The 15,254-nt window shown below is 40.7% G+C and carries 14 protein-coding genes and 1 riboswitch; all 14 genes read right to left on the bottom strand.

The window, feature by feature from the left end:
• Positions 1-94: 94 nt before the first annotated feature.
• Positions 95-1,906: an ABC transporter ATP-binding protein gene (locus AC3WSK_RS13480; protein ID WP_492413939.1), complete on the bottom strand. Its 1,812-nt coding sequence runs from the start codon at positions 1,904-1,906 to the stop codon at positions 95-97.
• Positions 1,903-3,636 (bottom strand): ABC transporter ATP-binding protein, encoded by a 1,734-nt coding sequence (locus AC3WSK_RS13475; RefSeq protein WP_492413941.1) that lies wholly within the window; start codon positions 3,634-3,636, stop codon positions 1,903-1,905. The genes AC3WSK_RS13480 and AC3WSK_RS13475 overlap by 4 nt, the downstream gene beginning before the upstream one ends.
• A 257-nt stretch (positions 3,637-3,893) precedes the next feature.
• The gene (locus AC3WSK_RS13470) at positions 3,894-4,934 is read right to left on the bottom strand and encodes a ribonucleotide-diphosphate reductase subunit beta (RefSeq protein WP_079560916.1); all 1,041 of its coding nucleotides are present in this window, start codon (positions 4,932-4,934) and stop codon (positions 3,894-3,896) included.
• A gap of 12 nt (positions 4,935-4,946) precedes the next feature.
• The gene (locus AC3WSK_RS13465; protein WP_492413944.1) at positions 4,947-7,160 is read right to left on the bottom strand and encodes a ribonucleoside-diphosphate reductase subunit alpha; all 2,214 of its coding nucleotides are present in this window, start codon (positions 7,158-7,160) and stop codon (positions 4,947-4,949) included.
• 162 nt (positions 7,161-7,322) lie between these two features.
• Positions 7,323-7,510, bottom strand: a riboswitch (cobalamin riboswitch).
• A 110-nt stretch (positions 7,511-7,620) separates the two neighbouring features.
• Positions 7,621-8,304: a hypothetical protein gene (locus AC3WSK_RS13460; protein WP_492413946.1), complete on the bottom strand. Its 684-nt coding sequence runs from the start codon at positions 8,302-8,304 to the stop codon at positions 7,621-7,623.
• The gene (locus tag AC3WSK_RS13455) at positions 8,301-8,795 is read right to left on the bottom strand and encodes an ECF transporter S component (protein WP_492413948.1); all 495 of its coding nucleotides are present in this window, start codon (positions 8,793-8,795) and stop codon (positions 8,301-8,303) included. Before AC3WSK_RS13455 ends, AC3WSK_RS13460 begins: the two co-directional genes overlap by 4 nt.
• A gap of 333 nt (positions 8,796-9,128) precedes the next feature.
• On the bottom strand, positions 9,129-9,521 hold the full coding sequence (locus tag AC3WSK_RS13450) for a bifunctional adenosylcobinamide kinase/adenosylcobinamide-phosphate guanylyltransferase (protein ID WP_079560912.1): 393 nt from the start codon (positions 9,519-9,521) through the stop codon (positions 9,129-9,131).
• Positions 9,470-10,069, bottom strand: coding sequence for a histidine phosphatase family protein (locus tag AC3WSK_RS13445; protein ID WP_492413949.1), 600 nt, complete (start codon positions 10,067-10,069; stop codon positions 9,470-9,472). The genes AC3WSK_RS13450 and AC3WSK_RS13445 overlap by 52 nt, the downstream gene beginning before the upstream one ends.
• Positions 10,042-10,818 (bottom strand): adenosylcobinamide-GDP ribazoletransferase, encoded by a 777-nt coding sequence (gene cobS, locus AC3WSK_RS13440; RefSeq protein ID WP_079560910.1) that lies wholly within the window; start codon positions 10,816-10,818, stop codon positions 10,042-10,044. Before cobS ends, AC3WSK_RS13445 begins: the two co-directional genes overlap by 28 nt.
• A 40-nt stretch (positions 10,819-10,858) precedes the next feature.
• Complete coding sequence (locus AC3WSK_RS13435) at positions 10,859-11,434, bottom strand: bifunctional adenosylcobinamide kinase/adenosylcobinamide-phosphate guanylyltransferase (protein WP_079560909.1); 576 nt, start codon at positions 11,432-11,434, stop codon at positions 10,859-10,861.
• Between the two features lie 12 nt (positions 11,435-11,446).
• The gene (locus AC3WSK_RS13430) at positions 11,447-12,061 is read right to left on the bottom strand and encodes a histidine phosphatase family protein (protein WP_240518242.1); all 615 of its coding nucleotides are present in this window, start codon (positions 12,059-12,061) and stop codon (positions 11,447-11,449) included.
• Positions 12,062-12,284: 223 nt separating this feature from the next.
• Positions 12,285-13,433 (bottom strand): pyridoxal phosphate-dependent aminotransferase, encoded by a 1,149-nt coding sequence (locus tag AC3WSK_RS13425; RefSeq protein WP_079560908.1) that lies wholly within the window; start codon positions 13,431-13,433, stop codon positions 12,285-12,287.
• Entirely contained in the window at positions 13,420-14,376 is a 957-nt protein-coding gene (cbiB, locus tag AC3WSK_RS13420; protein ID WP_492413952.1) for an adenosylcobinamide-phosphate synthase CbiB, read from the bottom strand. The genes AC3WSK_RS13425 and cbiB overlap by 14 nt, the downstream gene beginning before the upstream one ends.
• Positions 14,373-15,056: an adenosylcobinamide amidohydrolase gene (locus AC3WSK_RS13415; protein WP_079560906.1), complete on the bottom strand. Its 684-nt coding sequence runs from the start codon at positions 15,054-15,056 to the stop codon at positions 14,373-14,375. Before AC3WSK_RS13415 ends, cbiB begins: the two co-directional genes overlap by 4 nt.
• Positions 15,057-15,254 lie beyond the last annotated feature (198 nt).

Below are 15,254 nucleotides of genomic sequence, written 5' to 3'. Positions count from 1 at the left end.
TTGATGCATCATAACATTTCCAAATGCTTTCCACAATAGTAAAACAAAGCTGTCTCATAAGTTTTTTCATACTTACGAGACAGCCCTCTTTCATTTATTCCACTTGCTCCAGTAAAAGTTTTTGCTGGAGATCACTATAAATGCCTTGTTTTTGCATAAGCTGCTGGTGATTGCCCTGCTCTACAATTTCACCTTGTTGAATAACAAGGATCTGATCGGCATTTTCAATTGTTTTTAAACGGTGCGCAATGACAAAGCTTGTGCGCCCCTGCATTAAATGCTGGAGACCTTTTTGAATATCCACCTCTGTTTGCGTATCCACACTGGATGTAGCTTCATCCAAAATTAAAATATCTGAATTTTCAAGAATTTCCCGGGCAATAGCTAGTAATTGACGTTGACCTTGACTTAAGTTTGCCCCGCCTGCCTGTACAGGTGTATCATATTGTGCTGGTAAATGTTTAATAAAATTATGGGCATTCGCGATTTTTGCCGCTTCTTCAACCTCTGCATCTGTAGCATCAAGTTTACCGAAACGAATATTTTCACGAATCGTTCCTGAAAATAAATACGTATCCTGTAAGACGACACCCACTCTTTGACGGATTGTTGCCATTTTATAATCTTCAATATTCTGACCATCAATCAAAATTTCACCTGCATCCACATCATAAAAACGAGTTAACAAATTGATAATCGTTGTTTTTCCTGATCCTGTTGGACCGACAAGAGCAATCGTTTCACCCTTCTTCGCTTGGAAGCTAATATTTTTCAGTACTGGCTTCTCTGGCAAATAGCTGAAGGAAACATTGCGAAATGCCACATCTCCTTTTAGGCTTTGGCATTCAATAGCATCCTTTTTATCTACTACTTCCGAAGATTCATCTAAAATTTCGAAAACTCGTTCTGCCCCTGCAATCGCCGACTGGAAAGTATTCAAAAGATTAGATAACTGATTCAACGGACGGAAAAATTGACGTGTATACGTGACAAATGCGGCAATAACTCCAACTGAAACGATCCCTTTTACCGATAAAAATGCCCCTGTACCAATAACAACAGTTAAACCTAAGTTATTCATAAAATTATTAATGGGCCCTAGTAGGCCTGAAGTAATTTCTGCTCGCTGTGCCGAGTTACGGAGATTTTCGTTCTGCTTATGGAACGTCTCAATCGTTTGCTGTTCTGTCCCAAAAAGCGTTACAACCTCTGCACCCGTAATCATTTCCTCAATATAACCGTTCAGCTTTCCTAAATCACGCTGACGAGCCGCATAGTTTTTACTACTACGTTTAACAATTTGCTTCGTCGTAAAAACAATTAAAGGAATAATAGTCAGCGTCACGATTGCTAGCTGCCAACTTAGAGAGAACATCGCAATACTAACACCGATTACCGTTAAGACCGACGATACGATTTGGGTCACGCTTTGTGCAAGTGCCGTATTTAAATTATCGATATCATTTGTTACACGGCTCATTAAATCACCAAGTGCTCGCTGATCGAAAAATCTCAGTGTTAACGTTTGTAGCTTTTTAAACAGTTCAAGACGTAATGTGCGAATTGTTTTCATCGCCACATGAATCATGACATATGTTTGTAGCCACGTAAAAATAGACGCAGCTGTATAAATAACTGCTAGCACAATACCAAGACGAATCGTACCGGCTATGTCCTTTTTCATAATGTATTCATCGACGATATGTCCGATTAAGTACGGTCCTGCTAAACTTAAAAATGTAGAAGCTATTACAAAGAATATTGAGAAATAAAGCCCTATTTTTTGCTGCTTCACATAATGCCACACACGATTGATCGTAGCCATTTGATTTTTAGCCTTTTCAGCTGGTCCAGCCATACGTGGTCCGCGTCCAAAATTGATTTGCTTTTGTTGACTTTGACTCATTGTTGAACACCAGCCTTTTGCTGTGAAGCGTAAATTGCTTGGTAGAATTTATTATTCTGTAATAATTGTTGATGTGTGCCTTGACCAACAATTTCGCCGTCATCTACTACTAAAATCAGGTCTGCCTGCTGAATAGAAGCAATTTTAGACGCTACGATAAACGTCGTTGTATCATTATATTGATTACTAATAGCTTGCTGGACATGTTTTTCAGAGGCACTATCAAGAGCAGATGTTGTATCATCCAACACTAAAATAGCAGGCTGTCTTACGAGTGCACGTGTTAACGCTAATCGCTGTTTTTGACCGCCAGAAAGATTGGTCGCCCCCTGTGAAAGTTCATGCGCTAAACCTTTATCCAGTCGACTCACAAATTCAGTAGCACATGCTGCATCTAGAGCTTGCTGTAATTCCACTGACGTTGCATCTTCCTTACCAAGACGGATATTATGGTCAATTGCACCTGAAAACAATAATGCTTTTTGAGAAGTAAAACCAATATGTCTGCGCAAAGTGGATAATGCATATTCCTTTAGAGGCTTTCCGTCCAAGAGGATTTCTCCACTCGTCGGATCAAATAAACGTGGTAATAGCTTCACTAGCGTTGATTTTCCACTACCTGTTTTTCCGATCAAACCTACTGTTTGCCCCGGCTTTACGGAAAATGTAATGTTTTTCAGGACATCTTCAGCCGATTCATAATAACGATAGCTCACATTTTGAAAGTCAATCGCCCCTTGAATTGGCTCTGTAAGTGGATTTTCCGCTTCCTTCACTGCTACTTCTTTATTTAAGACGTTCACGATTCGCTCCCCTGAAGGAATCGCACGTGCAATTTGCATCAATACCATACTAGAAGTCATCAATCCATTTAAGATAATCGTTAAATAGTTAATAAAAGCTAGAATTACTCCCACCTTTAAAGTACCGGCTTCTACCTTAATGGCCCCAAGCCAAAGTGCTGCTACAATCCCTAGATTGACAACGAACATCGTAAACGGCACGAGCACCCCAACAATTTGCTCGGCTGTAATAAAGCGCTTTGTTAGCGTATCATTTAAAGCACCAAATTGGTCAATCTGTTGCGTTTCACGACGGAACGCCTTCACAACACGAATCCCCGCTAAATTTTCCTGAAGCTTTGTATTAACACGATCAATCGCCTCCTGCACTCGACGATACAGGACACCCGAATACTTGGTGAAAAAGTACATCGCAATAATTAATAGCGGCACGATAATAAGGAGTATCGAAAATAACTCACGTGCCGTCACAAAAACAATAATAACGGCTCCAATAAATAATAAAGGACCGCGCACAAAAATACGCAACGTCATCATAAACGCGCGCTGAACACTTTCTACATCACTCGTTAAAATCGTAATAAGCTTCCCTGTTGTAAAAGTGTCACGTTCCTTTGCCGAATACGTCATCATTTTTTCATAAAGTGACTGACGAACATCCGATGCAAAATGGATTGCTGCCTTCGAACTATAATAGGAACAGCCTATCCCACCAACAAGTCCGAATACCGCACTGATCAGCATCCAGACGAACATTTTCAGCACATATGGATTATCCCCATTCGAAATACCCGTATCAATCATATGCTGCATAATCGTCGGCTGAAGTAAATCCATCGTTACCTCTAGTACCATTAATAATGGTGCAATTAAGGTAAAAAATTTATAGGGCCCTAAAAACCCTCCTAACTGTTTTATTGCCTGCATTCCTTCGACTCCGTTCCATTTAAATCACATTCTCTATAATTATAACTGAAAATCATTCTCAAGTGGTAATTAATTTTTCGGGTCTCGTAATATTTGGGACACGATTAATTTTTTATGTAGGTTTTGGTAACTGTAGTGCCGTTCTCATTGCAACCCGAGAGCGAATTCCCTCTCTACCTGAGTATATTCCACCTTGACTCGGATACCCTCAAAAAAATACACCGCAATGTTATTTCAACATTGCGGTGTATTTAGTATTACAAATCATCAAAGCCGTTATCTTCTACATTGACCTTCACATATTGGCGAGAACGTTGCTCGAAGAAATCTGTTTTTCCTAAGTCAACATCCTCATACGCTTTTACCCACTTTAATGGATTTTTGCGATAGCCTTCAAATGGACGCTCAACGCCAAGCTGATTACAGCGTACGTTCGCATAGAAGTGTACATAATCATGCACATCTTCTACATCGAGACCATCAATTTTATTGCCAATTACTTCATTAGCCCAATCGACTTCTAGCTGAACTGCTTCACGGAAGATTTCCTGTACACGAGCCGCTCGTTCTGGTGTATCGTATTCAGGATATTCCTCTAGTAGCTCCTGATAGATTTTCACAAATAAATCGACATGTAGCTGCTCATCGCGATTAATATAGTTAATCATCGTTGACGAGGCCACCATTTTTTGATTGCGTGCTAAATGATAGAAGAACGCGAAGCCAGAATAGAAGAATAAACCTTCTAAAATCACATCATAGACAATTGCTTCTAGCATATTTTCAACAGTTGGTTCCTCTGAAAATGCTTGGTAGCCCTTAATAACGAACTCATTACGTCGCTCTAACACTGGCTCTGTTCGCCAAAAGTCAAACGTACGATCCTGCTCGTCTTTGTTCACAATACTTGATAGCACGTAAGAATAAGAGTGATTATGAATTACCTCTTGTTGCGCTAAAATAATCATTAATGCATTTAAGCTTGAATCTGTTAAATAATCCGCTACTTTCCCCGCAAAATCAGTTTGCACACTGTCTAATAGTGCTAGTAAGCCAATGATTTTTAAAAAGGATTCCTGTTCATCTGCTGATAGCTGTGGAAACTGCTTAACATCATTGCTCATATTAATTTCAAACGGAGTCCAGAAGTTACCTAGCATTTTTTTATATTTAGGATAAGCCCAGCTAAAACGCACATCGTCCCAGTTTAAAATGTTAGAAGAACGTCCGTTCACAATACCTGTTGAACGGTTTGGTGCTTCTTTATCCATAATTTGTCGTTTTGTAATAGTTGTCATTGTTACTTCCCCCTAGCTCGCGCAAGACTCACATTCTAGCAATTCTACAGATGTTGAGCGTACATAATATGTCGTTTTCACACCGCTCGCCCATGCATTCATATGCAATGCTAGTAATTCTTTTGCCTTAATCGTATTTTGAACGTATAAATTAAGTGAAATGCCTTGGTCGATATGACGTGCTCGTGCAGCATTTTGCTTGATTGTCCAATTTTGATCGATGAAATAAGCAGATTTATAATACCAAGTCGTCACAGGTGATAGATCTGGTACTGTTACTGGAATTTTGTAATCCTTCTTCTCTTCTGAATAACTCTTTTGGAAAATAGGATCGATCGTAGCCGTACTACCCGCTAAAATAGATGTTGATGAGTTCGGTGCAACCGCCATGACGTAGCCGTTACGCATTCCTTTTTCAGCAACCGTCGCGCGTAACTCATTCCATTTATGACTGTCGTAGCCACGTTTGTCAAAATACGCACCAGTATTCCAATCCGAGCCTTCAAATAATGGGTAGGCCCCTTTTTCACATGCTAAATTGTTAGAAGCGCGAATTGTTAAATACGCAATTTCCTCATATAGCTTGTCCGCAAATTCTACAGCTTCCTCAGACTCCCATTGAATTTCTTTCAAAGCTAATAAATGATGCCAGCCAAATGTTCCAAGTCCAATGCCACGGTAGCGTAAGTTCGTACGCTCTGCTTGTTTAACTGGAATTGTATTTAAAGCAATAACATTATCTAACATACGTACTTGAACCGGGATTAATCGTTCTAAAACACCAGCCGGTACAGCTCTGCCTAGATTGATAGATGATAAGTTACATACAACGAAATCGCCAGGTTTGCGACGTGTTACGATGACATCATCTTCTAGAGTAATAGACTCGAACTCAGTCGCTGACATATTTTGGAAAATCTCTGTGCACAGGTTCGAACTATAAATCATTCCCTCATGCTTATTCGGATTCATACGATTTACTTCATCTCGATAGAACATAAACGGTACGCCAGTTTCAAGCTGCGAGCGCATAATACGCTTCATAATATCAATCGCTGGCACGACTTCACGACTTAATAATGGATTCGCAATACATTCTGCATATTTAGTACGGAAAGTGCCATCACCCTTTTTCTCATCGTAGAAATCCTCTAGTGAAAAGCCCATAACTTCTCGTACTTCATGTGGGTCAAATAAATGCCATTCTCCACGTTCTTCAACCGTTTCCATAAATAAATCCGGTAAGCATAGCCCTGTGAAAATATCATGGGCACGTAAACGCTCATCACCATTGTTTAAGCGTAAATCTAAAAACGTAAAGACGTCTTTATGCCAAACATCTAAATAAACAGCAATAGCTCCTTGTCGTTGACCTAGCTGATCGACTGAAACCGCCGTATTATTAAGCTGTTTAATCCATGGTAAAACACCACTAGATGCACCTTTAAAGCCTTTAATGGATGAGCCTCGGCTACGAATTTTGCCCATGTAAACACCAATACCACCACCGTATTTCGATAATGTAGCGACATCTGTATTTGTGTCATAAATACTTTGTAAACTATCATCTACTGTATCGATAAAGCAGCTAGATAGCTGGCCATGTGTTTTACCTGCATTCGATAATGTAGGTGTTGCCACAGTCATATATAAATTACTCATTGCCCAGTAAGATTCACGTACTTTTTCTAAACGATTTTCTGTTTCATCTTGCATAAGGGTCATCGCAATGACCATCCATCGTTCCTGTGGTAGCTCTACTGGTGTTTTTGTGTAATCACGGACTACATAGCGGTCCATTAATGTTTTTAAGCCAATATACGTAAACAATTCATCTCGACTTGATTCTAAATAGGAAGCGAGTTCTTGAAGATCCTGCTCACTATATTTTGTTGTTAAACTTTCATGATACAAACCAGCTTCTGTATAGCGTGCTAATTGTTCTGGGAAACCTTTATAAACATCTTGCACTGAAACGCCACGGCGCATTGCAAATTGATCATACAGTTTTTCTAAATAAATTTGAGCTGCGACAAATGTCCAGTATGGCTCCTCTTCATCAATCAGGCTAAGCGTTTGTAAAATCATCGCATCCGCCCATGCTTCAAATGTTGCATTGTCGTTTTTTCGTAGCCATCGATCCGATAATCTTACAAAACTTTCGATTTCTTCCTCCGTATAACTTTTCTTGAGCTTAGCAATTTGCTGTTCGATTTGAATTGTCATGTATACATTCTCTCCCTTTCTTTCTCCACCAACACAAAAAGCGATCACGCAACATTTATCGGTTACGTGATCGCAGTAAAATCGGAAATGGAAATGAAGGACATGCACACTAAGAAGTGGACAAATCTCTCGCCTCCACTTCTCAATCCCCGAAGAATGTGTTGCTGTCTTGAACAAATCGGCAGGTCTCCTGGCTCATGCTTCCTCCAAATGATGGCCTTCCCGTTCTTTACAGTGGCCTATTCATCATTTGTCAGCACTTACAGTTGCGGGGACAGCTTCGGCCTAAGATGACTCTTTTCCGAATTCCCTTTTAAACCATATTTGGTACCGCTCGTCCAAAATACTATATATTGTGTTTTAACTCCTAAACAAATCTAACATATAGTGTTTATAGTTGCAATAGGCGTTTTGCCCCTTGAATTTTTTTAAGTGTTACTTTTTCTCGAAGCAAGCCCGATTACAATGCAGTTTTACGTAGTTTTTCAAAATTTCTAGGAAAATATTTTTGTACTTGCTGCTCTTTTTCTGGATCAATTCCTAGCAAAACTACTGCACATGGACCAGCCGATTTCTCAACATCTAATGAATTTTTGACCTGTTGCTCGCCAAAAAGTCGGGTAAATTCTGCTTGTAGACCTTTTGATCCAACTGGCCATACTTGCTGCACGATTCCCTCTTTCCACGCTTGAAAAATAGGGTCCAGCTGTGCGACATCTTCAGGCTGTGCAAGGATTTCATTGCCTACAAGCGGCAGACCATATGTGTACCAACTTAGCTGCTCATGCTTTGTAGCTGTCCGTTTCTGCTGCTCCCCAAGCATCGTTATTGACAAACCTGATTGTAAAGTTGGCATATTGGTCTCTGAACTACCGTCTATTTGCGGACAAAAAAGACCAGCCTCATCAAAAACCTGCTGAATGCCTGCAACATAACGAGACCATGCAGCATCCCCTGAAAAATTAGCAAGTAAAATATGCCTTGGTAAAGCATTTGCAGCAAGCTGCTCTAAAAATGTAACACGTGCAGTAAAATATGCCGTAAGCTGATCTGGAGCAGAGACAACATCTTGTAGCTTTTCGCCAATTGCAGCGGAATTATCGGTTGTCGCAATGAGCTCGCCTATTTTTATTGCATTTCTCAATGTACTCGACCTTCCTTACGCACAAATACCTTCGACAGAACTGGCATCGCCACCGCAACGATCACTAGATTAACAAGTGTTGCCAATGGAAGACTAGTCAATGACGTCCAATAAAATGCCGGACTAATAATAAAGTAAAATGGTATAGGTGCCACGACACCATTTAAAATAAGTGCCACAGGCCATTTCCAGAAATGCATTCCTTTTTTATGCATAACCCCAAAGATCCATACAACGATAAACATTTCCACAGCGATAATTATATGTAGTGGTCCAAAAGGGAAGCCAGTAGTTAAGGCTGAAATAAAATGCCCAATGACTCCTGCAGCACCAGCTAATACTGGCGATAAAAATACAACGCTCAAAAATGCCGGTGCAGAGTCAAGCGCAGCAGTTGTAATAAATGTTGGAATTTTAATGACTGCACCTACTGCACAAATTGCCGCTACCATGGCAGTGAGCGTTAATTTCATTAATTTTTGTCGATCCATCCCATTTCCTCTTTCCGTGAAATTTTTTCATTATAGCGTGTGGGGTTGATTTCCGTTGCGGCTGTGCGCTTTGTAGCTGCCGCTTCGCTTTCGCACAGAGCAGAGCTTCCTGGGGGCGTCCGATGAGCCGCTTCGCTGCAGGGTCTCGGGCGAACAGAACGTTCGAAGGCGTTATCACAGGACGTGATGCTATTAGCCTTCGTTCCTTTATATCGCTATTCCCCAAGGAGTCGTCCAGCCGTAACGAAGATCAACTTATATACAAAGTATGCGTCTTTGCAAATGTCATCCCCACTTTTATGAAGAGCCATCTAAATTCTGCAAGACACTAAATCATTTAATTTGTTCCCCAATACCGTACCAAATGCGTACGACTTGTTCGGCTTCAGCAAATAATGCCTGGTACAAACGCCCACATGTATCACGCAACAATCGTGCCTGTTTTTCCATCGGCACAACGCCACGTCCCATATCGGTCACTATTATATACAAGGAACAATTTTCTTCAAGCGACTTTAGTCTTGTTAAAATAGTTCTGACAAGAGGTTCATCATCCTCAAGATTTTGTATTACGAGCCACTTTTCTATGTTTTTTATAACTAGTACATCACAAGTAGGAGCGCCATCAGGTAGAGTACCATCCACTAGCTCAACGTTTTGACCTGCAAGTAATTTCATGACATAGTCGGTTTTTCCACTATAGGCTCCTCCGATAAAGACATGCATCTTGCTCCCTCCTCCCAAGCCTTTCTTAAAAACGTTAAAGAAAACATTTTATCATGCGGTGTTTGATAAGACCAAAAAGGTTGCTCAGTTGGAGCAAAGGCTACGAGAAGCGCTCGAATAACCCCACCATGGACAACGAGATGATACACATCTCCCCCTTTTGGTAATGCAGTGAACCCTTCCAAAACACGCGCACAAAACATATCAAAGCCTTCTCCCCTTGGAGGTGGAGACTGTACAGGATCATCTAACCATGCACAATATCGATGATCGGATTGTAAGTCCTCATATGTGAGCCCTTCAAATTCACCGAAATTCGACTCTCGAAATCTCTGATCAGACACGTAAGTTGCATTCGGAAAATAACGGTCAGCTGTTTCCCTACAGCGTAGTAAATCACTACCATACACCTTCGTGACCTCTTGATCTACAATAGGGAGTAAAGATGCATCAGCTAATGAAGAATCTGTCCAGCCGATATAACGCTTCTCTAAATTTTCCTTTGTTGGTGCATGTCTCATTAAGTGCACAGTAACAACGTCACCCACAGTACAACCTCCATTCCTTCAATTGATGCACCGAGTAAATCCCCAGAAACACCGCCAAAGTTACGCACTGTAAATTGCCGAAAAACTAAAAAGGCAATCGCTAATACAGCCATTAACACGAACGGAACAATTGTGAATCCCGTTATAAACAACAAGCTACTGTATGCTACAACTAATGTTAAAAGCATAAAGCAGATTAGTAAACCCGGCTTAATATGTGTTTTAAAAAAGTAGGCAAGCCCCTTTTCCTTTGAGCAATTAAGCGACATAAAATAAAAGCTCATACCAACTCGTGTACATAACGGAATAAATACAAGCATCCACAGAGCAAACTTTTGCTGTACGAATAATTCGTGAAGTATGACAAATTTACCAAGCACTAAAAATAGCACTGATAGCACACCAAATGCGCCAACACGTGGATCATCTAAAATTTCAAGTCGCTTCTCTCGATCTCGATAGGAAAAATAAGCATCCCCCATATCAATAAAACCATCTAAATGTAATCCACCAGTAAATAAGGCAAATAATCCGATAATCACAAAGGCAAGTAAGACCTCGCTACTTGCCGTCCATTCCGTTAAACCATAGATCACCGCAGCCACTGCGGTACCCATGAGTGCCCCTATCCATGGCAAAAAGGCGAACATCCCTGTAATCGTTGCCTTCGTTAAAGGAATTTCTTTATGTACTGGCAAAACCGTAAAAAATTGAAACGCAAGTTGTATGCTATGCCAGATATTTTTCATCGTCTTGCCTACCTTCTTTTTATTTTCAAATCGTCATTCATTATTTCCATTTCTTTACGACACCATAATTGATTTCATACGCCTCATTTGCTTTAGACACGAACCATTGATGTAATTCCCCAAGCATTTGCCGGTATAACTCTACTTCCTCGTTCGTATACGGTGGCTCATCAAATAATTCGTTTGAGACGATAAAAAACGTCACCCTTTTCTCAAGTAACGTCTCTACCGCCTCTTTTAAAACCTCAAGTTTCTTTTCTAAACATCCAGGTTGTTCCACACAGGGAGTTCCCGCGTCAAAACCTTCATAAAACGCATTTGTTAACCACGTCGTAATACAGTCCCATAACACGACATCTCCATCAGTCAGTTTATGCAAAGTATCTGCGATTTCATAAGGTGCTTCTATCGTCAGCCACTCGATATTTTGTGCTTGTCTGTCTGCCTGATGGCGAATGATCCGCTTCTCCATTTCACGATCCAACGCTACGCCGGAAGCAATATAAATAAGTCGCTGTGCTTGCATAAACTCTGTTTGATAGTGAGTAACAGCCGCTTTTTCAGCAAAGTGGGATTTACCACTGCGTACTCCCCCAGTAATGAAAATCAGTGGCAATGGTTTCCCCTCCTATTGTAAATGTTGAATGTTACCGATCTCTTGAACGAGCCATTGTTGATCGACTTTTTCAATAATCGTTACACTTGTACCATTAATAAATGGCTCTGCCCACAGCTGATCGACACTTCGCCCCAAAATAGCGTTAATGATACATTTAATCGTTACAGCATGGGATACAATTAAAACATGATTCTCGGGATATTTTTCTGCTATTTTCTTTAACGTAAATATCGCTCGTTCTGTTACCGTACCGAAGCTTTCCGTATGCGTTGCGACGAATTGTCCAGGATAATCAGTATATAATTCATAATCCGGAAAAGAAATCACGATGTCCTCGACTGTTTTTCCTTGCCAATCTCCTAAAAAAATCTCCCTTAAATTATCCTCATCATAGATTGGAAGCTGTCGATCAGCTAGAAGGATTTGCATCGTTTCCTTCGCACGACCACTTGAACTGCTATATGCCGCTGTAAAATTAATATTTTTCAAATGATCTCGAAGTTTTTCTGCATGTAAAATACCATTTTTGGATAACGGCGAATCTAGCCATCCTTGTAATCGTTGCTCTTTATTCCACATCGTTTCGCCATGTCTTACTAAATAAAAAGTCGTCAGCTTTCTCACCCCTTATTTGCAATCAATTATGCCCCGGCATAATTGCGTCCGGAATCAGTTTTGTGCTAGCACAAAGGATTCCTTTCCGATTCTGTGACATCCGCCGGAGGCTTTGGACCAACGTGATGTTGGTCACTCAGTCGTTACCACCACAGGACGTGGCGCTTTGACTGAGTTCCTCTATTTCAGCAAATGTTTTTTGTACCGAAAGCGTAGCGACAGGTACAAGTGTTTAGATACCCGTTGAAAAGTAGCTTAAATCTGTATTCATATTACCATCTATAGAGGTGGAAGACTTCTGCTGAAGGAAGTTAAACCACGCCTGCAAACAATTCTGTAAATACGTCATGGCTACAATATCTTTAATCCCAATCCGGAACCATTCGCCATTTAAGCCCATAAAGTTTTTTGTATGACGCAGTACGACACCCTTTGATAAACAATATGTAAAAAATGTATCTGCTTGCTGATTTTTCGGTAATGCAAAACATACATAATTCGTTACACTATTTGTCACCTGGCAACCATGTTCCTGTAAATACCTTTGTAGCGATTGTCGTTGATTTTTAGCATAGGCAATGGCTTGCTCACAATATGCGCGTTCATCTAAACAACCTGTCCCGATAACGAGGGCAAAGGCATTCAAGTTCCAATGAGGTAGAATATCCTTTAGCTCAGTAACAACTACTGGGCTCGCCACTAAATAGCCTAGGCGCAATCCTGGAATCGCATACATTTTTGTCATCGAACGAACGACAATCAAATGAGGATTTTCTGCCACATACTGAATTAATGAATAAGCCTCATCTACCCAGTCAATAAATGCCTCATCAATGACAAGCTCGCAATTGACCTTTGCACCGTGAGAAATTAATTCGAGAAGCTCCTCTTTCTTTGGAAGCACCCCTGTTGGATTGTTCGGTGTACAAATATATAAAGCATCCGCGCTCACCATTTCACGCTTCAGATGCTCCATTGGCAATGTATAGTGAACAATATCCTCTACAATAATCGGCACAATTTCAGCGCCTGCAGCTGTTAATGTTCGTTCATATTCTGAAAAAGTTGGATGCACGATAATAACACGCTTATTGGCGTAGCGTCTAACTAAAACACTAAATAGCTCAGATGCACCATTACCTAGTAATATAGAATCTTTCTGAACAGCATGAAAAGCTGCCACCTTTGATAAAAACGGCTCACCGTCCGGATCTGGATAACGTTGAATGAGCGGATAAAATGTCCGCCAACGTGCCTCAACAAACGGTGGTGGCCCTGCCGAATTCACATTTTCGCTAAAATCATACACCTCTTCGGGCATATTAAGTCCTAGCTGATGATAAACATTTTGCGGATTTGCTCCGTGATTAGGTAATTGCAAAAATTAACACCTCCACTGATATCATTACTAGCGTAAAGAGCAAGGTAGCGATGCGCATATGTATCACTGACGTTGCAATATGCTCTTTTGTTAATGGTACTAATTTCTCGCCCATTATCGCTCGATTAGAAACGACACCCTTATATGTATTTTTTCCACCAAGTTGTACACCCAATTGTACAGCTGTAGCTGCTTCTAAATAGCCACTGTTAGGACTTGGATGCTTTTTGGCATCTTGTGCCCACCGTTTTAAGCGCTTCCCGAGAGATACATTCGTTTCATTTTTCGTCCCTAGCACCATAAGTAAACCTGTTAATCGACTTGGAATAAAATTAAGTACATCATCTAGCTTTGCAGCAAACATACCAAAATCTTTATATTGTTCGTTTTTATAGCCAATCATAGAGTCTAACGTATTAACAGCTTTATAGCCCCATAACCCTATAGCGCCAAATAAAAAGGCATAAAATAATGGAGCTGTTACGCCATCACTCGTATTTTCTGAGACCGTTTCCACAACACCACGAACAATTTCATCCTCGCCAAGTTTCTCCGTATCACGGCCTACTATCCAGGAAAGCCTCACACGAGCTTCAGCAAAATCGCCTTTGACGAGAGGTTCATAGACAGCCATCGCCGCTTCCTTCAAGCTACGCTGTGCTAGTCCAATTCCAATAAGCAAGCCCTCAACTACTATGCCAAATAGTAGGCTAACCTTATAGCTTAGTAGCATAATGGCCGTCACAACAAACATCGTTGTACCAACTACAGCGAGCGCCATCACCATGCCACGGAATTTTCTCATTCTTCCTTTATTCCATAACTCAGTTTGCGATTGAATGAGCTTTCCAATCCAGCGTACTGGATGAGGCATTTTAGGAGGATCACCCACTATTATGTCAAAAACAAGCCCAATGATACAGGCAATCACCAGTGCCATCATAACGGATTCTCCTCCTTATCTTTTTTATATTTCTGAATGGCCTCGCGCATCGTTTCATAAACACCGTGGCCAATGACTTTTCCAAGCATCGTAATCGGCCCAGCATATTGATGGTAGTCACCTTCCTCTGTAGAAGCAATCAACAAGCTATCCGTTGAAGTACCTGTAGCTTGTGTACCCGTTGTTGGATCTGTGATGCCTTCATCAATAAGTGCCTTAACCTTTGCCTCTGTCGTAGAAATCATCGCTTGAAATAATGCTTCATCCGACAATCTCCCATTTATTAGTACCCACGTATTAATAGTCCCCGCATGATACTGCTCCTGACGATGAAAAGCACGCGTAATATCAACGGCATTGCCAAGACCAGCAGTAATCATGATGACTAGATGAATTCCTTCATATGTAAACTCACGGACAGTTGCATACCGAGCATAGACTGCCGTCATCATCGCCACCGTATTGTCAATGGGAAAGCCCTCAGACTGTAAAAACCGTTGCAATTCTAGCTGTGGTTTTCGCTCATCATACGTATAGGGCACTGAACGATTCATCAAATGCGTATAAAAGCCAAAGCCCGGATTATGTACGGCAGAGGAAACGACCTTCATCGGTGAGTCTGTTTGGACGGCAACATAATGGTCAGAAATATGAATATCGCCCCTGCGAAGAACTGACATGATCTCGCCTCCTATTCAATGCGTTGGACATTGTTTACGAAAATAAAAAAACAAATTCTTACAAAGAAGAATTTGTACTGTTGATCTTAAATTAATCATCTTTCCCCAATTTAAAACTTTTGAATTTTCGCACAGCATCGCAACTTCATAATACTCGAATTATTTATTTTTTTGAAATTGTATCATAAATTCACAGGT

The organism is Lysinibacillus sp. EB271-A1-10B, from assembly GCF_058791335.1.
This window is presented reverse-complemented; position numbering and strand designations above follow the sequence as displayed.